At 60.5% G+C, this 20,804-nt stretch carries 20 protein-coding genes and 1 pseudogene; 4 read left to right on the forward strand and 17 right to left on the reverse strand.

Translation table 11 applies throughout. The features are described 5' to 3' along the window. The first annotated feature begins 316 nt into the window (after nucleotides 1-316). Nucleotides 317-463: a hypothetical protein gene (locus ACVMDN_RS30730; RefSeq protein ID WP_456834777.1), complete on the forward strand. Its 147-nt coding sequence runs from the start codon at nucleotides 317-319 to the stop codon at nucleotides 461-463. A 6-nt stretch (nucleotides 464-469) separates the two neighbouring features. Here ACVMDN_RS30730 and ACVMDN_RS30735 read toward each other — a convergent pair. Further along, nucleotides 470-1,412 (reverse strand): IS630 family transposase gene (locus ACVMDN_RS30735; RefSeq protein ID WP_141343507.1). Its coding sequence is split into 2 segments (ribosomal slippage): nucleotides 470-1,072 and nucleotides 1,074-1,412, totalling 942 coding nucleotides; the frame shifts between segments, so codons are not numbered across the junction. A gap of 999 nt (nucleotides 1,413-2,411) precedes the next feature. On the opposite strand from ACVMDN_RS30735, the pseudogene ACVMDN_RS30740 reads away from it, so the two are divergent. Then, nucleotides 2,412-2,636: pseudogene (locus tag ACVMDN_RS30740) on the forward strand (ATP-dependent DNA ligase); the annotation flags it as partial. A gap of 50 nt (nucleotides 2,637-2,686) precedes the next feature. Here ACVMDN_RS30740 and ACVMDN_RS30745 read toward each other — a convergent pair. The 4 genes from ACVMDN_RS30745 to ACVMDN_RS30760 all read right to left on the reverse strand — a co-directional run bounded on the left by ACVMDN_RS30745 (nucleotide 2,687) and on the right by ACVMDN_RS30760 (nucleotide 5,379). Then, nucleotides 2,687-3,406, reverse strand: a complete 720-nt coding sequence (locus ACVMDN_RS30745; RefSeq protein ID WP_456834776.1) for a hypothetical protein — start codon at nucleotides 3,404-3,406, stop codon at nucleotides 2,687-2,689. Further along, nucleotides 3,403-3,819, reverse strand: a complete 417-nt coding sequence (locus ACVMDN_RS30750; RefSeq protein WP_141340626.1) for a phage holin family protein — start codon at nucleotides 3,817-3,819, stop codon at nucleotides 3,403-3,405. Before ACVMDN_RS30750 ends, ACVMDN_RS30745 begins: the two co-directional genes overlap by 4 nt. Further along, a complete protein-coding gene (locus ACVMDN_RS30755; protein WP_233443200.1) occupies nucleotides 3,816-4,283 on the reverse strand; it encodes a hypothetical protein in 468 nt (155 codons plus the stop codon). The genes ACVMDN_RS30750 and ACVMDN_RS30755 overlap by 4 nt, the downstream gene beginning before the upstream one ends. Before the next feature lie 112 nt (nucleotides 4,284-4,395). After that, nucleotides 4,396-5,379, reverse strand: coding sequence for a DUF3618 domain-containing protein (locus tag ACVMDN_RS30760; RefSeq protein ID WP_456834775.1), 984 nt, complete (start codon nucleotides 5,377-5,379; stop codon nucleotides 4,396-4,398). A gap of 202 nt (nucleotides 5,380-5,581) precedes the next feature. Here ACVMDN_RS30760 and ACVMDN_RS30765 point away from each other — a divergent pair, with 202 nt between their 5' ends. Further along, the gene (locus tag ACVMDN_RS30765; RefSeq protein WP_253625465.1) at nucleotides 5,582-6,181 is read left to right on the forward strand and encodes a histidine kinase dimerization/phosphoacceptor domain -containing protein; all 600 of its coding nucleotides are present in this window, start codon (nucleotides 5,582-5,584) and stop codon (nucleotides 6,179-6,181) included. On the opposite strand, the gene ACVMDN_RS30770 is transcribed toward ACVMDN_RS30765, so the two are convergent. The 9 genes from ACVMDN_RS30770 to ACVMDN_RS30810 form a co-directional block, all read right to left on the reverse strand. Next, complete coding sequence (locus ACVMDN_RS30770) at nucleotides 6,139-6,372, reverse strand: UxaA family hydrolase (protein ID WP_225649235.1); 234 nt, start codon at nucleotides 6,370-6,372, stop codon at nucleotides 6,139-6,141. The two genes, ACVMDN_RS30765 and ACVMDN_RS30770, sit on opposite strands and share 43 nt — an antisense overlap. A 213-nt stretch (nucleotides 6,373-6,585) precedes the next feature. Continuing rightward, the gene (locus tag ACVMDN_RS30775; RefSeq protein ID WP_456834774.1) at nucleotides 6,586-7,833 is read right to left on the reverse strand and encodes an MFS transporter; all 1,248 of its coding nucleotides are present in this window, start codon (nucleotides 7,831-7,833) and stop codon (nucleotides 6,586-6,588) included. Between the two features lie 461 nt (nucleotides 7,834-8,294). Beyond that, entirely contained in the window at nucleotides 8,295-9,896 is a 1,602-nt protein-coding gene (locus ACVMDN_RS30780; RefSeq protein WP_456834773.1) for an MFS transporter, read from the reverse strand. 83 nt (nucleotides 9,897-9,979) lie between these two features. Next, on the reverse strand, nucleotides 9,980-10,630 hold the full coding sequence (locus tag ACVMDN_RS30785; RefSeq protein ID WP_456834772.1) for an isochorismatase family protein: 651 nt from the start codon (nucleotides 10,628-10,630) through the stop codon (nucleotides 9,980-9,982). Further along, entirely contained in the window at nucleotides 10,627-11,685 is a 1,059-nt protein-coding gene (locus ACVMDN_RS30790; protein WP_456834771.1) for a 2,5-dihydroxypyridine 5,6-dioxygenase, read from the reverse strand. Before ACVMDN_RS30790 ends, ACVMDN_RS30785 begins: the two co-directional genes overlap by 4 nt. Next, nucleotides 11,672-12,523 (reverse strand): alpha/beta fold hydrolase, encoded by an 852-nt coding sequence (locus tag ACVMDN_RS30795; RefSeq protein ID WP_456834770.1) that lies wholly within the window; start codon nucleotides 12,521-12,523, stop codon nucleotides 11,672-11,674. The genes ACVMDN_RS30790 and ACVMDN_RS30795 overlap by 14 nt, the downstream gene beginning before the upstream one ends. Then, nucleotides 12,520-13,320, reverse strand: coding sequence for a maleate cis-trans isomerase family protein (locus tag ACVMDN_RS30800; protein WP_456834769.1), 801 nt, complete (start codon nucleotides 13,318-13,320; stop codon nucleotides 12,520-12,522). Before ACVMDN_RS30800 ends, ACVMDN_RS30795 begins: the two co-directional genes overlap by 4 nt. A gap of 18 nt (nucleotides 13,321-13,338) precedes the next feature. Continuing rightward, entirely contained in the window at nucleotides 13,339-14,307 is a 969-nt protein-coding gene (locus ACVMDN_RS30805) for an amidohydrolase family protein (protein WP_456834768.1), read from the reverse strand. A 92-nt stretch (nucleotides 14,308-14,399) separates the two neighbouring features. Then, nucleotides 14,400-15,599 carry an ABC transporter substrate-binding protein gene (locus ACVMDN_RS30810; RefSeq protein WP_456834767.1) on the reverse strand — a complete coding sequence of 400 codons (1,200 nt, stop codon included), beginning with the start codon at nucleotides 15,597-15,599 and terminating at the stop codon, nucleotides 14,400-14,402. A 180-nt stretch (nucleotides 15,600-15,779) separates the two neighbouring features. Between ACVMDN_RS30810 and ACVMDN_RS30815 the strand changes: the two genes are divergently transcribed. Continuing rightward, entirely contained in the window at nucleotides 15,780-16,325 is a 546-nt protein-coding gene (locus ACVMDN_RS30815) for a MarR family winged helix-turn-helix transcriptional regulator (protein WP_456834766.1), read from the forward strand. Between the two features lie 88 nt (nucleotides 16,326-16,413). Here the strand turns inward: ACVMDN_RS30815 and ACVMDN_RS30820 are convergent, their stop codons facing one another. The 3 genes from ACVMDN_RS30820 to ACVMDN_RS30830 are packed head-to-tail and all read right to left on the reverse strand — an operon-like array spanning nucleotide 16,414 to nucleotide 20,758. Next, nucleotides 16,414-17,553, reverse strand: coding sequence for a xanthine dehydrogenase family Fe-S subunit (locus tag ACVMDN_RS30820; RefSeq protein WP_456834765.1), 1,140 nt, complete (start codon nucleotides 17,551-17,553; stop codon nucleotides 16,414-16,416). Continuing rightward, nucleotides 17,550-18,386: an FAD binding domain-containing protein gene (locus tag ACVMDN_RS30825; protein ID WP_456834764.1), complete on the reverse strand. Its 837-nt coding sequence runs from the start codon at nucleotides 18,384-18,386 to the stop codon at nucleotides 17,550-17,552. The genes ACVMDN_RS30820 and ACVMDN_RS30825 overlap by 4 nt, the downstream gene beginning before the upstream one ends. Then, nucleotides 18,383-20,758 carry a xanthine dehydrogenase family protein molybdopterin-binding subunit gene (locus ACVMDN_RS30830; RefSeq protein ID WP_456834763.1) on the reverse strand — a complete coding sequence of 792 codons (2,376 nt, stop codon included), beginning with the start codon at nucleotides 20,756-20,758 and terminating at the stop codon, nucleotides 18,383-18,385. The genes ACVMDN_RS30825 and ACVMDN_RS30830 overlap by 4 nt, the downstream gene beginning before the upstream one ends. Nucleotides 20,759-20,804 lie beyond the last annotated feature (46 nt).

Below are 20,804 nucleotides of genomic sequence, written 5' to 3' on the forward strand. Positions count from 1 at the left end.
TAAAGAGACGGCCCCAGCGCTTGGGAGCACGCTGGGGCCATCGGCTTTCCACGCACACTGTCCGAATGCGGTTTGGTCGGCGGGATGGTGAGAGCTGCATTCGGATGACAGACGAACAAGCTTCGGCTACGTTCGTTCCTAGCAGCCATAGAAAAGGCCCCAGCACCTTTGGGGGCCTTAAGGCCGGCGCTGAGGCCAGCGGGATGGTCGGGTGCGGACCCGACGAACCAACGTTAGCACGCCCTTATGCAATTGCCACTTTCTCCAAGATTCTGTCGGCAGGAACCGTGATAACATCTCGGCACGGGAGCCCAAAATGAAGGACATGCAGGCGCACTTACAGAAGCTTCGCGTCGAAGCGGAGGAGTGCGAGCTGATCAGCAAGCTGGCGACCAATCCGACAGAAAGAACTGTTTGCCAAGCTGGCGGCCCACCACCGGGAGCTAGAGCATTTTCCACATGATGTGGATCATCTGGTGTATCCAGCATGCCTAAAGTAGTTGGCACACATCTGCGGCGCAAACGACTTGACGAGTTTGCCGATGAGTTTGAGCAGGGCTTGGACCGTGCGGGTGGCGCCTTTGCGCAGCGCAGCTTTCAACCGGGAGAAGGCCTGTTCGATTGGATTGAGGTCGGGCGAGTAGGCCGGCAGATAACGCACGCGGGCGCCGACAGCCTCGATCGCCTCGCGGACACCGGCGATCTTGTGAGTGCGCAAGTTGTCCATGAAGACGATGTCGCCCTTGCGCAAGGTCGGCGCCAGGACTTGCTCGACATAAGCCAGGAACGAGGGCCCATCCATTGCACCGTCGATGACATAGGGCGCCGTGAGGCCATCGATGCGCAGCGCGGCGACAAGCGTCAGCGTCTTCCAGTGACCATGGGGCACGCCAGAGACGAGGCGCTCACCGCGAGGAGAGCGCCCATAGTGCCGGACCATCTTCGTCGTGACCGCAGTCTCGTCGATAAAGATGAGGCGCGGTGCACGCAGCTTGGGCTGCTCGGCTTTCAGCGCGGCACGCTCGGCAGCGACGTCAGGTCGATCCTGCTCGGCGGCGTGCAGTGTTTTTTTTGAAGGTGATGCTGTGACGGTCGAAGAAACGCCAGATCGAACCGATGCCGGCCTTTTGCTTTCTCTGAGAGCGCAGACGCGCGCGGATCTCCTCGAGCGTCAGGTCCGGCTCCGCGGCGATCAGCTCGATCAGCCACTGCTTGTGCTGCTCCAACGGCGAGCGGCTGTGCCCGGTGCCGGGCTTGGCCTCAACGTTTCCGGTCTTCCTCCAACGATCCATCCATCGGATCGTAGTCGAAGCGCCGAGATTGAGAATGCGCGCAGCCTCACGTGCGCTTTCGCCGGACTCAACAAGCTCAACCGCACGCACCCTGAGGTCCTTGGAGTATCCCTTCGCCATCGCATGCCCCGCATGTTGTCGCGGGCAACACCGAATCTGATTTGCGTGCCCGTGGGAATCCCCTTTGACTGTTCCGATTCACCTCAACTGGAAACCGCTCTAGCTGATGAGGTTGAGCGGACCATGAAGGCCTCGACCTAGGAAGTCCGCTAACCAGCGACGCGGGAGATTAAGGCCACCTCCGCAAGCGGCCTTGCATGGCTCCATTCCTACAGTGGGACAATTTCCCGTAGCATCCCGGTGCAAGGACCGCACATCGATTTGCTATCCCCTGCGTATGCCAAGCACCTTCACCCACAGGGGCGTCACGTTCGAGGTAAAACGCCTATATGATGATCAGTTCGAGATCATCATTGAGATCGGCGGAGAAACGACCCGCCATACCGTGCGCACACGATTGGCAGAACTAGCAAAGCGCCGGGCCGAGATGCTGATCGATCGTAAGCTGAAAACGAAAATTAGGCCTGTGTAGGCTGCCCCAATTGGCGGCCTCTAACAGAAAACGGCCCCAGCAAGTGTCCTGTCTGGACGGCGTAATAAGGAAGGGCCCAGCGGTGAAGCTGGGGCCAGTGTGTAGCTGGGCGTCTCGGTGCCTGTAGCGGTGCGGCACTGAACAGGGCGACCAATGCCAATGCTTGCGCTTCGTTCCTACTCATAAAAGAGACCCCAGCATCCGGATCATGCTGGGGCCAAGCTGGATCGCCGAGCCGCTCGCCAGGAAGCAACGGTCGTCGTTCTAGGGCTGAAAAAATACGAAATGAAAATTAGCTGCCCTGTTGCTCGGATCATCCCAAACGACGCTCCGGTCCGAAAATAAACCATGTGAATCCCGGCGAGACAATTTCCGCTTTTTCCCGAGACTTGACGCCGTCGTCGATGGGAGTTTGAATTAACTCCTCGGTCCTCTCCAGGCCGAGAACCCGAGGCCCCGGAGAAGCGCCACATCGGGGCCTCTGCTGCGGATTCGCAAAACCGGCAACACATACCCATGTGCCGGTCATGCCTAAATTCGAGTTCTACCTGCCGACCGTTGGAAAGTTGGTTCCGGCCGGCCCGGAGTGGTTCCACGAGATCAAGTACGATGGCTACGGCCTGCGCGTCGAGCGCGACGGAGACCGCGTCCGGCTGATCACGAAGGGCGGCCATGACTGGACGAAGCGCTTCCCTTGGATTGTGAAGGCCGCGCTGAAGAACCGCCAGAAGCAGTTCGTGATTGACGGTGAGGCCATCGTCCTAGGCGAATCCGCAGCTTATGAGGCTTGGAACCGCCTCCTTTATGGCGACTTCACCTTTTCCCGTGCAGCATCAGCAGCATCGATGCCAGCCTGCTTCAGCCGATCGACGGCCTCTGTGCCGACGTCGCCGAGCTCGGCCTTCAACGTATCGGAGGCTTCGCGTAGGCTTTGCGATACCGCGTCGGCGCGCGTGTTCAAATCAGCCTTGATATCGTCGCTGAGCTCGCCCACCCATTCGTTCTCGAGATCGAAAGTCCGGAACGCACCCGCGATGGCCGCACCGATTGCCAAGCCCACGGCGCCAAGGACGAGCGGTTGCCGGTCAAGCACGTCGGCCAACGATGATTGCGCTTTCGTGAGAGCTTCTTTTCCAGGCATGCCGAGGTTCTCGCGCGCATAGGCGATACCTTCGTCGAACCGGCCCTTGATCTCGTCGGCCGCTCCCGACATGGCGTCTGAAGCCGCGCTACTGGCCTCGCGTACGGTTTCACCGAAGCCCGTAGCGTCGTCGTGATCCGTTTCAGGCGCGGTCGGTGGCGCGGCGGTCCGTTGGAGCTCGGAGGCGGCCGCGCGAACATTGCGCACGCCGAGATCGACGATCGGCGAAGCCGCCGCGGTCGCCGATCGCGCCGCGCTCTTCAGCTTCTCGTCGCCAGCCAACAGCCAGAACGCACCGCCTCCGATAAGTGCTGCGGCGAGGGGATTTTCCCGCACCGCGGTCACCAGACTGTCGAAAAAGCCCGCCTGCGTGCTGCTCATCTCACCATCCCCTTCACGGTGTCCTTGTCCTTATCGAGTTGCCGAATGGTCTCCCGTGGCACCAGGTTGCGGGCATCTAGCCGGTTGATGCCGATCGCGAACAGTACGGCCGCGATCATCACGGCCATGATCGCCGACGTCAAATAGGAGAGCGGCTGTGACCACCCTGCCCCAATCATTGCCGCCGATAAGGCGAACAGCGCCATCACCAGGGCTGGGATCACAAGGACGGCGCCGCCAACGATGAAGACCAGCGCGCCGCCGACCTTCTGAACTTTTTCGCCGAATTCGGCCTTGGCGAGATCCACCTCGTTCTGGAACAGCTTGGCGAACTGCGACAGCGCATCGCCGAGCAATGTCGAGATGGTTCGAAGATCGTTCTGACTCGTTTTGATATCGTTCTGGATGCTCATGACACGTTGCTTTGCTGCGAGGATGACGATTGTTCGCGCCGTTTCGAGGATGAAGACCGCCCGCCCGACGCCCTCAGGAAACGGACTGCCGCGAAACCGGCAAGGACCGAGATCCCCAGAAACGCGGCCGGCTGCCGCTTCGCAAAATCGGTGGCGCCGTCGACGAGGTCGCGGAAGCTTCCGTCACGGATTTTATCGGCCGCGTCATCGACATATTCGGCGGCGAAAGTCATGCCACGGGCGGCGAACGGCGCATCGCTCTCGAAGGCGCGCGCCGCTTCGCGAATGTTACCGGCAAGGCGTGCCATGAAGTTCGCGCCCGACCGCTGCTTGTCGCGCGCCTGGCCCTCGATCTGGTCCACCGTTCCGGAAGCCACGTCTTTGGCGGCATCAGCCGCCTCCTTGAACTTGTCGTTGGCGACATCGGTCGACGCTCGGACGGCATCGCCGGCGCGCTGCTTCACCTCGGCGCCGGCATCGGCCATCTGCTCCTTGAGGGTCTGCGAGGGGTCGGTATTCCGGTTCTGCGTGGAATTCGTCTCTTTACTCAGGTCCACATCGCTCATGATCGTTCTTTCAGGTGTTCGGGTTTGGGGAAGGACTGAAGGCCGCCCTGACGACGTCGTCGGCAGCCTCTTTGAGCCTGTCGGCCACGTTTTCCGTCATCCGGCCGGCATGCCCCCCGAGATCGGCCTCGCCGACGCTTCGCGCCGCCGCGTCGGCCGCTGACATCGTCGCGTCCTTGGCCGCCTCGAAACCGGATTGTGCAGCCTCGCCCGCCGCTCGTTTCACGCTGTTGCTCGCCGGGCCCACCGCCTTGGCTTCGGCGCTGGTTTCGGGAAGAGCCGCGGCAAGGATGGCGCCGATCGCGATCCCAAGACCGCCGATCAAGGCGGCATTGTCGCCAATGACCTGACGGGCCTTCGCAGGCACCGTGGCCGCCGCGTTCTTGGCCGCGCCCGCTCTGTCCTTCACGGCATCCATGCCGCTCTTGAGCGTATCGCCGACGGTGCCGGCGGCCTGCGCCGCTCGCCTGCCAAGGTCGTCGGCCAGGGCGGCGGCGGCATCTTGCGCATCGCCAGCCATATCGCCGGCCTGGTTTTGAGCCGAAGTCAGCCGGTTTCTCACGTCGCTGCTCAGCGCGTCGGCCCGGTCGGCGGCCTGATCCAGCATCTCTCCCGCCTTCTCCATCACCGGTGCAGCCGCTTCCGTGGCCCGGTCGCGCACCGTCTTCGAGGTCAGGGCAAGGCCAGCCCCGATCATCAGAAGGGGCACTGGAAAACCGCGCGCCAGGCGCAGAAGCGGGATTGCGACCGCAGTCCCCGCAGCGACCGCCTGCATCGGATTATCCATCGCTTGTTGCTTCAGCGCCTCGACCCAACTCTGGGTCTTGTTGCTGATGTAATCGGAGACTTCCGATCTGATGTGTTGCGGCGAGACCTTGTGGCGGAGGTCGTCAGCGGTATCCGATATCCGCTCCCTCAACCTATCGACCGTCACCGCGAGTTCGGCACGGCTGCGCTCGGACTGCCGCCTCAGCTCCTCCACTGATCGCGTCATGGCTTTACCCTCTTGGATTTTACCCTCTTGGATTTTTTGGTCGGTTCTTTTGGGACGAACTCAAGCTTTGTTGAATCGTTCCTCAGCAGGCCCTGCGGCAAACAGCGTCCAGACTTTGGTCTAGGCTCAACAGTCCACGCGCCGGCCGAAGCGCTTGAAGCAAGCGACAGGAACGGGCCGACAAGCCGGTTCGTTGCTTTCAATGGACCGGCTCCTGCTTCGCTTCATGTCCGTCACGCCCAGATATCCCCTGTGGGCGCGGTACCTTTTGAGCCTCGGGCTCGTCGGGCTGGCATTTGTCGCCAAGCTCCTGCTGGACGATCAGTTGAGACCCTATCCGCTGGTGCTGTTCATCCCGGCCATTTTCCTGGCCTCTGTCATCTTCGATCGCGGTTCAGGCTTTCTGGCCACCGGCGCGAGCGCGGCGCTGGCGGCGCGATATTTTATCCCTCCGCCGCCGAGCGCCGCGATCCTGCCGCTCCTCATCTTCCTGGCGAGCGGGCTATGTCTTGCAGGGGTAACGGAAGCCTTGCGCGCAGCGCTCCAGAAGCACTCGGAGGCGAAGGCCTACGCGGACGTTCTCATGATGGAGTTGGCTCACCGGACCAGGAACGACCTCGCGACCATCATGTCGATCCTCCGTTTGCAGGCGCGGTCGGACCCTAATGCCGACGTGCAGGCGGCGATTACGTCCGCGCTGGCGCGGATCGAGGTCGTCGCGAAGATCCATGATCGCCTGCGCGACACGCCGGTTGTTTATCATGCGGGCTGGCCTGCAAATCCTCGCACGTTGTGGACGTGAACATGTTCGCCGCGCGCAATGTGCGCCGTCGCCGAACCGATCGGCACACCGTATTTGACGATCCTTTCGTCTAGCCCGATGCCGCAGCGGGCGATCTTGTGGCCAAGCGAGATCGTGATCGCGAGCGTTACCGCCACGCCATCGACAACTATGGTCTCCCCTGCAGCGACCTTGCCGCGTGCGACCAGCACATTGTCGGCGCTGGAAAGCAGCAGGAGCCGCGAGTCGCTCTGTTCAGGCTTGGCGTTCGCGCGCCACCCCCGTCATTAGGAACAAGCCTCAATCGACCCTCCCTTTCGATCGTGGATCTGCATGACCCTTGCACCCGCGTCAGTCGCTGCCTCGCTCGTAGGACCGCGACCGAATGGCGATAACCGAAACGACGGTGATCGCGCAGCAAGCCATCAGATAGGCAACGACCCACGTCGGCTTGCCATGCCGGCGGCCACGAGCGCCGATGCCACGAACGGTGTCGGACCGGCGATCAGGAGAGCATTCAGTTCACGCGCCGGCGCGATGCCAGAGAAACGGTAGCGGGTCGGGAACAGGTTGGCGAGGAACGCGCCCTGCGCGCTGGCAAGCCCGCTATAGCCGATGCCGAAGCCGATGCTCAGAGCCAGCGTCGCCAGCACCACATTCTTCGTGCCGAGTATCGCGAACATTGGGAACGCGTACAACGTTGTGAAAACGCCGCCGAAGAGATAGACTCGCGCATGGCCGACGCGGTCGGCGAGCGCACCAACAGGCGGCGTCAGCACGATGCCGGTCAGCGTCGCGATGATAACAGCCGTCAGCGCGTCCGTCCGGGCCATGCCCAGCGTGTTGGTCATGTAGCTCAGGCTGAACGCGCTGAGGATATACGCGTTCGCGTTGTGCCCAGTGATCGAAAGGAAGCCGCACACGACCTCTCGCGGGCTATTGCGGATAAGTTCGCCGACTGGCACCCGCGCTTCGCGGCGGTGGGCGGCGGCACGCTCCATCGCCTCGACATATTCAGGCGTCTCGTCGAGGTTCTGGCGAATGTAGAGCGCGACGCCAATGAGGAGTGCCGAGACGAGGAACGGCACGCGCCACGCCCAGCCGAACAGGGTTTCTTCAGGCAGATAGGCAACGAGAAGGAAGAGCAGCGTCGCAAACATGATGCCGACGACAGTCGCCGACGACAGATAGGCAGTGAAATACGCCTTGCGATGAGCGGGGACGTATTCGGAGACGAGCGTCACGGCTCCCGCATATTCCGCACCAGCGCCGAAACCCTGCAGCAGGCGACAAATGACCAAGAAGATGGGAGCTAACACCCCAATCTGCGCATAGGTTGGCAAGATACCCATCGCGACGGTGGACAGGCCCATCAGCGAGACCGTGAAGATGAGCGCGGGCTTACGCCCGGAGCGATCGCCGAAATGCGAAATCAGGATGCCGCCGAGCGGCCGGCTGAAGAAGCCGGCGGCGAACGTCGCAAACGCCGCCAGCGCTCCCGCCGAGGCGGAGAACTGCGGGAAGAACAGTTTGTTGATGAACAAGCCCGACGCGGCGCCGTAAAGCGCATAGTCGAACCACTCGATAATCGTGCCGATGGTCGCTGCAGTCACGGCGCGTCTGATGTTGGCGCGCTCGGCGGGCGCCTTGTCTACCGCGATGGACATCGTCATGGGTGTTTCCTCAAATATGTTTTTCTTTGGATCGATCGGGTCTTGCTCGGCACCGGTCTCAAGGAATCGGATCCGGCATCGGCACCTCGAAGCGCCTCGTGTGGATCGGCGCGGCTTTTGACCCCGACCGGCGCCCAACATTGACTCCGCCTGATATGCAGTAAGTGCCTGGATCCATTTCGAATTGGAGCAGTGAGCCGGGGTCAATGTTTGGAAGCCGAAAGGGGGCAATATGCGGAGCCGCGACACAGTCGGCACAAACTAGGTCGCTCGGCGCCGACAATGCACGTCGTTATTCGCGCTGCTAATAAGACCCGTGAGAAGCAAGTGATCGACCATACGAACCGCGTCCCCTATTCAATTGACGCCCAGCTATCTGACGGAATCGGTGCCAAGGCGGAACCCCTCCCGCATCGACCGTCGACACACGTTGGAATACGCTCCTCCGCCAACTCGTGACATCAGTCGAGGGATCGCCCTCGCGTCTCGGGTACGAAGCATACTGCGACAATAAACGCGAAACCGGACACGACCACCGGGTACCAGAGACCGAAGTATAGATTTCCCGAGTACACATTCATCGCTGAGACGACGAACGATAGCATGCCTCCCACCCAGCCGGCGCCCACATGAAAGGGAAACGAGAGCGACGTATATCTGATGCGCGCTGGGAACAGTTCGACCATGAAGGCGGCCATTGGGCCGTACACCATCGCCAGATAGAGCACGAGCACGAATAGCAGCGCAAATACTGCTGGTCGATTCATGGTTGAAAGATCCGCGGATGACGGCCATCCAGCAGAGACCAACGCCTGCTTAAGCGCATCGGGATTGTAACCCACCACGACGCGATCCCCGATGCGGATCGTCGTCTCTGCGCCCGGCTCCGCCTCCATGGATCGGTATTGAACGCCGAGGTCCGTCAAGAATCCCGTCACTTTGTCGCATTCGGTGGTGGCTTCCGCGAACAAACGAAAATTGCATTCACGGGCGGTGACCACGATATCCGCATCCGCGAGGAAGCGTTCCAGGGCTGGATTGGCATAGTGCGTCAGGCCCTTGAAGATAGGCTGGGTGGTTAGAGCTGCAAGCAAGCATGCGAGCGCCATGATGGGTTTGCGTCCGATGCGATCCGACAGCCAACCGAAGAAGATGTACAGCGGCGTGACGATCACCAAGGCAGGTCCCATTAGCAGTTGCACCTGCTCCATCGGCACTTTCAGCGTCTTGTTGAGAAAGAACATCGAATAGAAATGTCCGGTACCGAAGATCGCGCCGAGGCCAGCGGCGACAATAAAGAGCAAGACGACGTACTTGAGATTCGCCGCGCGCGTGAAACTCTCTAGCACCGGCGCCTTGGAAGTCGCTCCAGCAACTTTCATTTTCAGGAATGTGGGCGACTCGTGCAGTTTGGCCCGGAAATAGACGGACACCACCAGCAGCAAGAACGAGAGTAGGAAAGGCATACGCCAGCCCCAGTCACGAAACTGCGTATCGGAGAGCATCAGCTTCAATCCGAATACCATAATGATGGAGCTTAGGAGCCCCAACGTGGCGGTCGTCTGAAGCGAACTAGTGTACGCGCCACGCCGATGTGTAGGGGAATGTTCTGCAACATACGTCACAGCGCCACCGACCTCACCGCCAAGTGCGAGTCCTTGAAGCAGACGACAGGCTACGAGGCCGTAGGTCGCTGCAATTCCGATCTGATCATAAGTCGGAAGCAACCCCACCCCCACAGTGGCGATGCCCATCAGGAGGATGGTTACGAGAAACGTTTTCTTGCGTCCGACCATGTCGCCGAGACGGCCGAAAAGCAGAGCGCCTACCGGACGAATGAGAAAACCAGCGCCGAATGTGGCAAGGCTCGCGAGGAATGCAGCTGTGTCGTTGCCCTTAGGAAAGAATAGATGACTGAGCTGAACTGCGAGCGCAGCGTAAATATAGAAGTCGTACCATTCCAGAAGCGCCCCGAACGACGATGCCAGTACGACCTTCTTCTCCTCAGCCGTCATCACAGAACTCGAGCGAGTGGTGCTCATACCCTGAAGCATTTCCGTCATCTGTCCCCTCACCTCTATTTGTTAAAGCAGCAACAAGGTCGGAATGCCGTCTTACGGTCGTCAACCCTTTCTCAACTCACCGATCACAGCTTGAATCCTAGACTTCCAGGTTTCTTGGCATCGACCAACGACAAGGTCTCAGGCAGATCCAAAACGGCTGCGTACTTCTCCGCCATGTCGAACAAGTTTGCGTCGTGTGGCCCGATTGCGCGGTCACCGACACAGTCTCGAACAACGAGTGGAAGAAAGCCCAGCGACATAGCATCGACGACACTTGCCCGAACGCAGCCGCTGGTGACACAACCAGCGACGACCAGCGTGCGAACAGCACGCTGTGTCAGCCAAGGCGCCAGGCCAGTTGCGAAGAATGCAGATGGCACGGTCTTGCGGACCACCAACTCACCTGGCTGCGGAGCCAGCTGCGGCACGATCGCACTGCTGGGCGCGTTCTCCTTCAAGGCGAGCAGCCCCGGCACTTTCATTGCGAAGACGTTGCGGTCGCCGTCATCGTTGGCGAACACAATTCTGGAATGAGCGATTGGCCAGCGACGCCGGCGCGCTTCGCTCAACAAGCCGATCGTCTTCTCCATGGCGGCCGCAATGTTGCCGCCACCAAACTCGCCAGGATCGAGAAATCCGTTGACGAAGTCGACGATCAGCAATCCAAACGGAGCGCCTAGATCGAGACTTTTACCGAATCCCTGCCGACGATACGTAAGTGCTTCGTCGGTCATTCGGCGGCCTCACGGACGGGACCTCCGTCAAGAACCTTCCCTCCGCGGACAACTTCCTCCCCGTCCAGCGCAATCGTGCAATTGCGCATGGGAATGTCGATGTGGCAGGCGGTAGTCCGGCTGCCACCTGCCTCGTTGTTGGGTCCGAACGAGAACAGGAAGTTGCCTTCGAAAGCACGTGCGTCCATACCGATCGTGGCCTCCCGATCATAGAGACCCAGGGTCGACCACTTCGCTCTGGGCTGTAGGCCCCAACCAATATGTGACATTGCATACGCGTCCCGATCCTCGTACGACGCCATATACTCGCTCAGGATCTCGGCATCGACGCCGCCATCGATCGAGGTGACGAACCCCTTCTCGATCTTGAAGTGAATGCGATCTTGAACGTACGACTTCATCGGAAGAAGGATGTCGCCTCGCTCCATGACGATCGTTCCATCAGCCTCGCCTTCATTCGCCCACGTCAGAGCAAAGCCGCTCGGCCAATGATCCCATCGACCGGGCTCGTCGACGAAGCCGTACTCACTGATTGCCGGAAACTGGCCGAGCTTAAAGCGCACGTCGGTCCCTGCGGGTGACGTGACGTGCATCTCTTTCGCTTTGCTTAGTTTGGCACTCGCGGCCATGACGCGCGCGCGCTCGGCCAGCGTGGGCACCATTCGAACCAAGACTTCGGGAGGCTCGACGGCAAGAAGGATCTTCGTGCCCGACTTTAGGATCTCGTGCTGCTCCGGGGAGAACAGGAGGGTCATGAGATCAAGCACAAGGTCGCTCGCCTTCAGCGCCGCGATGGCCGCCCCGTTTCCCGTGAGCGGCGTCGTCCCGAGGTAGGCCAGCGAATCGCGACTCAGAGCCTTCTCGCCGTTGACTGGAAGCAAATCCAGCCGATTGACAATGGCACCCATCGATGCCGCAGCCAAAATCGCTGTCGACAAGGTCTGTGGGTGCGTCGAAGAGCTGGTGAGGACCGTGACGAGCTGACGCGGCTGCAGCTTGGAAAGTGTGAGGACCTGCTTCCAGGCCTGTATCATATCATGATCACTGACCGACATCTTCATTCTCCTTGCTGGTTGCGGCGTCGAGGCGGGCGCCAAGGAAATTCTCGAAAGCAGCGTAGAATCCCTCTTCATTGTCCCAAGGGATCATGTGCCCGGCATCGCGCACACGCGTCACCGAGGCATCCGGTACGAGCCGACGAATTTCGGAGATGTCTTCGTCGCGAATGACGTCGCCGCGTCCTGCAGCGATCAGTAAGACCGGAACAGTCGTTCGTTCGAGGTCTGCATGAATGTCGTCCTTGTGAAAGCTATCAAAGCTCTCCCTAACGGCGCGCTCGTCGCAGGAGTGCAACCACTCGGCACGCAGCTGCAGCTGATCATCCGTCCAGGTCGGACAGAAGGCTCGCATCGCCTCTGCGTCGCATCCCTGTTGTGCCAGGCGGATGGAGTCGACATACCAATCCAGCTTCGCCGGGTAGCCGCGTCGGCCGGGCCCTGAGACAGGCGGATCCACAAGGACAAGTCTGGCCAGTCCAGGCAATCCTGCTCGTGCAGCACGAATGGCGATCCGGGCCCCCATCGAGTGACCGACCACCGAATACCGTACCAGCTTCAAGGCCTCTGCCAGTCCGACCAGATCGGCGGCCTGCGCATCCAGGCTGTAGTCGAGTGAGGACCCGCACTCCGACAGCCCCCTGCCCCGAATATCGAGAATGTAAGTCTCGAACTCGCGGCCAAATCGCTCACCCACAAAGCCCCAAGTAACAGCTGGGCTGGTGATTCCGGGCAAAATGATTATAGGATCGCGCCCCGTTCGGGCATGTCCGAACAGCAGGTAGTGGTGCCTGATCCCGTTTGCCTGGACGTTGGCGCCCCGCCGGAATGTGCTCATTCGGCGACCTGCAGCTTTGCGGCGTTAGCGGACGATGCCTTCTTGCCAAAAGCGCCCGAAAGAAGTGCGCCGGCACCGGGGACCCGCGTGTCCAACCCAAGGGCCGTCAGCATCGCGTATGTCGTCGCGACGGCGGCAGTAATGACAGGCTTGCCGGTTCTTGCCTCAACCTCGGCGATCGAGGGCAAGGACGGCATTTGCACGCATGCCGACAACACGATCGCGTCGGCATCCTTTAGATCCATGCCAGCCACAATCTTCGGCAGGTTTGCCGGGTCATGCCGCCCGACCATGATGTTGTCGGGAATCTCAAGCGCTCGGGAATCGATCACCTTGACGCCTTCGTGCTCGATATAGTCGATGACGAGCTGGGTTAGTGGCTTCATATATGGCGCGACGACGGCAATCCGGTTAGCGCCGATGACGTGCAGCGCGTCGACCAGGGCCCCGGCACTGGTGACGACCGGCGCTGGAGCGCCATTCTCCACTGTGCGACCATGGAGCCGCTCCTGCGATACTCTATGATACGATTTTCCCATGCTCATGATTGCCACCAGACAGGCGTAGCCAAGTACGTCGACGCGCGCGTCCGACAGCTCGAGTGCACAGCGGTCGGACTCACCGTCCATGGCGGCGAGCTCTTCTTTCTTAACCGTCTTCATGCGCATTCGGCTGGAATGGAAAGTGAAGCGGGTGCCGTGCGCGAGTGCATGCGCGCTTAGCATCGCTGGGATCTCAGTCTCCATGGTCGTGTTTGAGCTCGGAACGATTTGACCGATGCGATACACTTTTTGCATTCTCTGCCTCCCTATCGATCATGCCAATTTCAAGATGCGCTCGGCGTTGCGTGAACAGACTTGCGTGCGCACTTCGTCCGGCATCGGTGCATTCTCGATAAATTCCGCAGCAATCGCAGTCGACTCGTAGGGGTAGTCGACCGAAAACATCACGGCGTCGTTGCCCATTTCGGCAAGCGCGCATGAGAGTGCCGCCGGCGAGCAGACGCCCGACGTCGTGATGAAGATGTTACGGCCGAAATACTCGGAAGGCCTACGCGCCAACCGAACGCCATGCGAGTAAACGGCGAATCGACTGTCGAACCTCCACAGCAACATCGGCAGTCCTTCGCCCATATGGCCAAGTATGATCTTCAGACGCGGGAACCGGTCGAAGACGCCGCCGAACAACAGTCTGAGCGCATGGGTGGCGGTCTCGACACCCCACCCCCAAACGGCGCCATTCAGCTCAGGATGACCGTCATAGGCCTTCGGAATTGGGCTCGGGTCCGTCGGATGCAGGTACAGCGGGACATCGAGATGCTGCATCCGCTCCCAGAACGTGTCGTAGGCGGGCTGGTCGTAGTACACTCCGTTGGTGTGACCGTTTACCAATGCCCCCTTGAAGCCGAGCGATTCGACCGCACGCGTCAGTTCATTAGCGGCCGCCGCTGGAGAGTGCATCGACAACGACGCGAATCCGGAATACCGCGTCGGATGCCGTTGGATTTGTTGCGCCAGATAGTCGTTATTCTCAGCTGCCCGCCTGATAGCGAGATTTTCGTCTTTCTCGACTTGTATGCTCGGGCCGGTCTGCGACAGAACAACCCGGTCGATCCCCGCGCGATCCATCTCCCCCAATCGCAACTCGTCAAAATCCTTGAGTTGAGACGAGAGATTGGCTTGCGCCGACGGGTCCATATGCTTGGTGAAGACTTTCGAGTAGTCCTCGAAGCCTGGCGCCATGAAATGCTCTTCGAGAGCGATTTTACGGATTCTCTTTGGCATGGCCTTATTCCTTCCGGATCTCGAGCTTCCGCTCCCGCGTCGCGACGGAGGTCACGACCTGGAAGGCAACAACTCGTGCTGCCTTAGGGGCGTTATTTCACCAAGGGACAATCGCTTTCAGCGAGGGGCTTAAAGGCTTCAGCCGCGGGGATTGTCGCGAGAACTTTGTAGTAGTCCCACGGCGCCTTCGACTCCGACGGCTTCTTCACCTCGACGAGATACATGTCGTGGATCATCCGCCCATCTGGACGCACCGAGCCGGTCTGCGTGAAGGCATCCCGAACAGGCAGCGCTCGCATCTTCTCGGCCACCCCAATGCCGTCGTCAGTGCCGGCTTCCTTCACTGCCTTGAGATAGTGAAGCACGCCGGAATAGACGCCAGCCTGGGCCATTGTGGGCATTGCTTTGCGCTTCTTGTAGAACTTCTCAGCGAATGCTCGTGTTTGCTCATTCAAGTCCGAGTAGTAGCCCGTCACGAACGTGAGACCCTGAGCAACCTGGAGACCGAGACTGTGCACGTCAGTGATGAACGTGACCGGCGTAACGACTCGCTGGCCACCTTGCACGATCTGAAATTCGTTCGCTTGCTTGACGGCGTTGACGGTGTCGCCGCCGGCATTCGCCAAAGCGATGACCTTCGCTTTCGAGGCTTGAGCCTGCAGCAGGAAAGAAGAGAAGTCCGGCGTATTGAGTGGATGACGCGCTGCTCCCACCACCTTGCCACCCGCAGCCTTAACGGCCTTTGACGCTTCGGCTTCGAGCGAAAGGCCGAAAGCATAGTCGACCGTCAGGAAGTACCAGGTGTCGAAGCCCTTCTTGACCAGTGCGGAAGCTACACCGGCGGCGTTCGAGTAGTTGTCATAGGTCCACTGAAATCCGGTCGGCGAGCAAGCCTTCCCGGTGAGATCCATGGTGGCGGCCGTTGAGTAAATCGCGATTTTCTTCTTGGCTCTTGCGATCTCCTGAACGGCCAATGCTACGCCTGAGTTCGGGAAATCGATCACCATGTCGACGTGATCGACATCGAACCATCGGCGCGCCAGTTGTGAACCTACGTCGGCCTTGTTCTGATGATCCCCCGAGATGACCTTGATTGGCTTCCCGATCACGGTCGGGCCGAACTCCTCGACCGCGATCTCTGCGGCAGCGACCGACCCCTGCCCCCCGAGATCCGCATAGACCCCGCTAAGATCGTTGAGCACCCCGATGGTGATCGCGTCAGGTCCTGCCTTGGCCGGACCAAGGCCCAACATTAGTATGAGCGCAAGAGTCGATGATGCGAGTTTGTTCATGAACCGTCCTCCATTTTCCTCATGCGCCGCCAGATTTTTGTTTTTATTCTCAGGTGGCCCCTGAAATTGGCGGTACCGCGCGCGATAAAGGGATGTATACTGAGTAATTGAGCCGGCAGTCAATAGGCCTTCGGCTCAATTGCTGCCCGTCGACCGCTCAAAGAATGGAAGGAATGCACGTTGAAGAAGCAGTCACCCGCCAATTCCACGAAGTCAGAGGTCAAGGTGGAAATGGCGCGGATGCCCCTGGCATCGCGCCCGGGCTACCTGATCCGCCGCTTACATCAGATTCACTCGGCGATTTTTCTTGAGGAATGCCAGGAGTTTGGAATCACGCCCGTGCAGTACGGCCTGATCACGACCCTGCTCAACAATCCTGGAATAGATCAGGTCACGTTAGGTGGCGAAGTCGGCATAGACCGCACGAATGTAGCAGATGTTTTGAACCGCCTATCAGAACGCGGCCTGGTGCGGCGCGAAAGAAGCAAGACGGATCGCCGCTCGATGGTGGCCTTCCTGACCAAGGAGGGCGAGAGCGTCGCCGACCGAATGTACGACAGCATGCGCCGCGCCCAGGATCGCTTCCTCGCGCCGTTAAGGCCGGAGTACAGGGCCGCATTTCTTGCGATGGTGGCCGAGCTTATCGAGGGCAATAGCAAATATAGCCTGCCGGAGGCCTCCGCAGCGTCCGGTCGACGAAAGGCAACGGCCCGCGGAGACGAATAAGTCAGCGAGCCTGACATTACTCAGTATGCCTCGTAACTGTAGGTGCTATGACCCCTCGCGAGCGAGGCGGGGGCCGCCTTCCGGCGACCTATCTCCGTGAGAACAGACGCGCCTTGATGACCGACCAAATCAGGCCGAAACCACCGAGGGCTGCCGTCCCTTCAGATCTGAGAGGCGTTCCAGTGATGGTGGCTTCCAGATTCTGGGCAAAGGTCGTCGCTAACCGACGTACGACATCCTGTACTAGCCCGGCTCGATTGAATTGGGCGAGTGGCCCACTCAACTTCCACGTCAGGGTGACCGCAATAACCGATGCGGCTGGCCCATCTTCATGGACGGACCAGCGCGCACTGCCTTCAGCTGCCGATCCTTGCCCAGTGTCACGCCCGCGGCCGGAGAGCCATCCCTCTCGCTTGAAAGCATCCATTCCAACCTTCGCCTGGCCATTGAACGTGGCCTTGATCGGGCCAAGTGCTATTCGAACTCTCCCGACCAGATCGTCTCCGTCGAGAGAGGTTATCTCCGCTCCTGGCACGCAGGGGACCACCCGGCGAAGGTCCGATAGGAGATCCCAAACCTGCTCGATGGGCGCTGAAATCTTGACGCGCTCCTCGATCGACGTGCTTCCAGCTACAGCAACTGGCGATGCGGATACCGATGCCGAACGCGCTGCTGAAACATTCGTCGTCGGAACCGCCGCAAACGTAGATTTGGCAACATCCAACTTCCGGACAGCAACCGGAGCCGACGCGGCCGGGACGTCCGGCTTCCTTCCCGATGCGACCTTTTTGACAGCAGCAACGATACCGACGTAACCGGTGCATCTGCAGAGATTGCCCGAGAGTTCCTCGCGCAGCGCCCGCTCGTCGAGATCGCCGAGCCGCAGGACGATGTCGCGCGCCGTCGTCAGCATGCCCGGCGTGCAGAAGCCGCACTGCAAGGCGTGACACTCCGAAAACGCTTCACGCAGTTCCTGCATGGTCTGGTCGTCATCGAAGCCCTCGATCGTCGTGACGTTCGCACCGTTGCAATCGGCCGCAAATGTGATGCAAGAGCGTTGAATCTTCCCATCGAGCACCACCGTGCAAGCGCCGCACACACCTTGCTCGCATCCGAGATGCGTTCCGGTGAGTTGAAGTTCGCCGCGCAGGAAATCGGCCAACAGCATGCGCGGCTCAACATCGGCCGAAACGACCCCGCCGTTTACGGTCATGGACACTTGCGTCATCGGTGCAGCCCCTCGTCCAAGCTCGCCAGAGCCCGGCGAACCGCGACCGCATGCAACTCCTGGGCATCACGATCCAAGTTCGGTAGAATTTCGCGAATTTCCTCCAGCACAACGCGGCACGCCACACTCGGCCCTACTTCAACGAGACGCGCTGCGGTATTTGGCAGCAGCGCCGGGGAGCCATCAGTCGCCCCCGCAAGCACTCGACACAGGCTTGACCTCGAATCTAGAACGATGACGCCGATCGCATCGGCGAATTCTCCGGTCTTACGGCAGATCTTGTGGTAGGCCCATCTTGCATCGGCCGAGAGCCGCGGGACCTCCACAGCCGAGATGATGTCGCTTTCGCCAAGCTTCGTTGTGAAGGCACCTTCGACAAAAGTCTCCGCGGCGTGGCGCTTTGACTGCCTGTCGCCCTGAACGATGATCGTTGCACCAAGCGCCGCGAGCGTTGACACCCAGTCTGCGGCCGGATCGGCGTGCGCTAGACTACCGCCCATGGTGCCCCGGTTACGGACAGCCCGATAGGCGATCCCGTGAGCGACCGATCTCAGCAGCCCGCGCGTTGGATCTTCCAGAACACCGTCCTCGATCTCGGCATGGGTCCATCCGGCACCGATCGAAAAGACCTTATCGTCGGCAGCAAGCTCGCGAAGGCCAGCTGCGCGCTTGATATCGATCAGGAGCTTGGGTCGGGCCAGCCTGAGGTTCAGCATCGGCACCAGCGACTGGCCTCCGGCCAGTATCTTGCCGTTTCCGTCCGATGTGGCGAGCAGCTCAACTGCTTCACCAAGGGTGCGCGCCTGCTTGAGTTCGAAAGCCGACGCCTTCATCGCCCGCTCTCCGCGCCGGCGGCCTGGGTTGACGGACTTGCGTGCCGTATGGCATCGCGTATCCGCCGTGGGCTCGCCGGAACCTGCCGTATCGCAGCGTTCAATGGCACCAAGGCGTCGTTGATCGCGTTGATGATTGCAGCTGGCGGCGCAATGGCTCCGCCCTCGCCCACGCCCTTGATGCCATGGGCCGAGTACGGCGAGAGCGTCTCGCGGTGATCAATCCGAAACGCGGGCAGCTCCGTGGGACCGGGCAGAATATAATCGAGGAGCGTCGAGGCGAGCGGCTGACCGTTGTCGTCGTAGGGGCTCTCTTCGAACAGCGCGGTACCGATACCTTGCGCGGCTCCGCCGTAGGTTTGCCCTTCGACGATCATCGGGTTGACCATGCGCCCGCAGTCCTCGACGATCGCGTAGTCGAGGATCTCGACAAGGCCGGTCTCGGCGTCGACCGCAAGCCGGACTGCGTGTGTGGCGTAGGAAAAAACGCCGGTATCGACCTTAGGCTTGTACCCCTCGGTCGCCTCCAGGCCAGCAGTGTTCACGGCGTCCGGAAGCTGGTCCGGCCGAAGATACCAAGCGCGCCCGACATCCTCGTAAGAAACACTGGCGTTCGCGGCAAAGATTCTTCCCTCGGCAAATCCGACGGCTGCCGGTTCGACCTGGAGCAAGTGGGCTGCAATTGCTTTGATACGCTGCGCAACGACTTCAGCGGCCCGCGAGACCGCGCCACCCGACATGACGATTCCGCGCGACGCATAAGCGCCGGTCGAAAAAGGCGTCGTTGCGGTGTCTCCGAGAGTCACTCTGATGTGCTTGAGCGGAACCCCCGTCTGTTCGTGAGCGATTTGCGCCAGCGTCGTTTCTAGACCTTGCCCGATCGTGTGAATGCCTGCGGCGACTTCCAGCGCGCCGTCGGGCGTCAGCTTCACGTGAGCCTGGTCGAAGCCTGGCACCAGCGGCAATCCCCAGGATGCAAACACCTTGGTGCCATGCGCAGACTGCTCGGTGAAGCTGGCGAACCCGACCCCAAGGTAGCGCCCTTTATCGTCGCGCTTGGGCCCGGCCCGGAACTGCTCAAGACCGATCATGTCCTTTGCCGCAACGAGCGCCTCCGGATAGTCGCCGGAATCGTAGTGCTTGTTAGTGATGTTGGTGTAGGGCATTGCCGCAGCCGGGACCAGATTGTCGCGGCGAACCTCCCATGCTTCCCGTCCGACCTTCTGCGCAATCGCATCGATGACCTGCTCCATTGCAAAGCAGACACCCGGCCGCGCCACGCCGCGGTAAGGAGCGAAAGGCGGCTTGTTGGTAGCAACCGAATAGGTCCGACATCGGTAGGCGGCCAGATGATACGGTCCAGGCAGATTTCCTCCGGCCTGAGCGGCTTCGAGGCATGCTGTGAACGGCCATACCGAATACGCGCCGGTGTCCACCGATACTTCGGCATCAAGAGCGAGGAGCCGTCCTTCTGAATCCGCATAGGCCTTGACGCGATATTCGTGCTGCCGCGCATTCGCGCCGGCCACAAGATGCTCCCTGCGATCCTCGGTCCAACGGAAGGGCTTCTTGAAATTCGCCGCCAGCCAGGCGACGGCAACCTCCTCCGGTTGAAGCAAGCACTTGTAGCCAAAGCCGCCGCCAACATCGGGCGGGGCAACCCTGATCTGTGCCTGCGGGAGCCCAAGGCATTCGGCGAGCCCGGCTCGTATCATATGCGGCACCTGGGTCGACGTGTGCACCACAAGTTGGTCGGCTCGATGGTCCCACCAGGCCAACACACCCTTGCCCTCCATGGGATGCATAGTCTGCCTCGCGCAGAACATCTCGAGCTCGACCGAGACCGGCGCCTTGGCGATCACGTCGTCGACGCCGCTGTCGAAGAATGTCTCCAGAAACAGGTTATCCCCCCACTCCGGATGCAGCAGCTCTGCGTTCTCGCGACGCCCAGCCGTGCACGATGCGATAACCGGCAGTCCGTCATAGCTGATCTCGACCTGCTCAATCAGATCTTCCGCGATCGCGCGACTTTTCGCCACGCACATCGCAACCGGCTCGCCTACAAAGCGCACCCTGTCGGTGGCGAGGATCGGATATTGCGATACTTTGTAGCCGGGAATGGACGACCGGGTAACGATCGGCGTGACACCGAGAAGATCGTCAGAGAAGAAGGTCGCGTCGGCGTACTCCAGTGACTTCTTCTTGCTCGCAATCTTGGCATGCGCGATCGGACTTCGCAGGAAGGCCACTTCCCGCAACCCGGGCATATAGATATCCCCGACAAAGCGTCCTTGGCCACGTAGATGTCGCGCATCCTCCTTACGCCGGGCTCGGGCTCCAATGCCCTCCCCGCCTGTCTCGGCCTTGTTCATCGGGACCTTCTCATGCGTTCCAGCAAACCATCCTCGACGTCACGAC

The sequence above is a fragment of the Bradyrhizobium sp. USDA 4510 genome (assembly GCF_054059095.1).

What these genes read in the sequence shown, in the direction of transcription:
- ACVMDN_RS30820 (WP_456834765.1), bottom strand. Translation starts at nt 17,553, where the DNA reads ATGACGCAAGTGTCCATGACCGTAAACGGCGGGGTCGTTTCGGCCGAT.
- ACVMDN_RS30785 (WP_456834772.1), bottom strand. Translation starts at nt 10,630, where the DNA reads ATGACCGACGAAGCACTTACGTATCGTCGGCAGGGATTCGGTAAAAGT.
- ACVMDN_RS30775 (WP_456834774.1), bottom strand. Translation starts at nt 7,833, where the DNA reads ATGACGATGTCCATCGCGGTAGACAAGGCGCCCGCCGAGCGCGCCAAC.
- ACVMDN_RS30745 (WP_456834776.1), bottom strand. Translation starts at nt 3,406, where the DNA reads ATGAGCAGCACGCAGGCGGGCTTTTTCGACAGTCTGGTGACCGCGGTG.
- ACVMDN_RS30760 (WP_456834775.1), bottom strand. Translation starts at nt 5,379, where the DNA reads ATGACGCGATCAGTGGAGGAGCTGAGGCGGCAGTCCGAGCGCAGCCGT.
- ACVMDN_RS30830 (WP_456834763.1), bottom strand. Translation starts at nt 20,758, where the DNA reads ATGAACAAGGCCGAGACAGGCGGGGAGGGCATTGGAGCCCGAGCCCGG.
- ACVMDN_RS30765 (WP_253625465.1), top strand. Translation starts at nt 5,582, where the DNA reads ATGGACCGGCTCCTGCTTCGCTTCATGTCCGTCACGCCCAGATATCCC.
- ACVMDN_RS30800 (WP_456834769.1), bottom strand. Translation starts at nt 13,320, where the DNA reads ATGCAAAAAGTGTATCGCATCGGTCAAATCGTTCCGAGCTCAAACACG.
- ACVMDN_RS30780 (WP_456834773.1), bottom strand. Translation starts at nt 9,896, where the DNA reads ATGACGGAAATGCTTCAGGGTATGAGCACCACTCGCTCGAGTTCTGTG.
- ACVMDN_RS30790 (WP_456834771.1), bottom strand. Translation starts at nt 11,685, where the DNA reads ATGTCGGTCAGTGATCATGATATGATACAGGCCTGGAAGCAGGTCCTC.
- ACVMDN_RS30795 (WP_456834770.1), bottom strand. Translation starts at nt 12,523, where the DNA reads ATGAGCACATTCCGGCGGGGCGCCAACGTCCAGGCAAACGGGATCAGG.
- ACVMDN_RS30810 (WP_456834767.1), bottom strand. Translation starts at nt 15,599, where the DNA reads ATGAACAAACTCGCATCATCGACTCTTGCGCTCATACTAATGTTGGGC.
- ACVMDN_RS30825 (WP_456834764.1), bottom strand. Translation starts at nt 18,386, where the DNA reads ATGAAGGCGTCGGCTTTCGAACTCAAGCAGGCGCGCACCCTTGGTGAA.
- ACVMDN_RS30750 (WP_141340626.1), bottom strand. Translation starts at nt 3,819, where the DNA reads ATGAGCATCCAGAACGATATCAAAACGAGTCAGAACGATCTTCGAACC.
- ACVMDN_RS30730 (WP_456834777.1), top strand. Translation starts at nt 317, where the DNA reads ATGAAGGACATGCAGGCGCACTTACAGAAGCTTCGCGTCGAAGCGGAG.
- ACVMDN_RS30805 (WP_456834768.1), bottom strand. Translation starts at nt 14,307, where the DNA reads ATGCCAAAGAGAATCCGTAAAATCGCTCTCGAAGAGCATTTCATGGCG.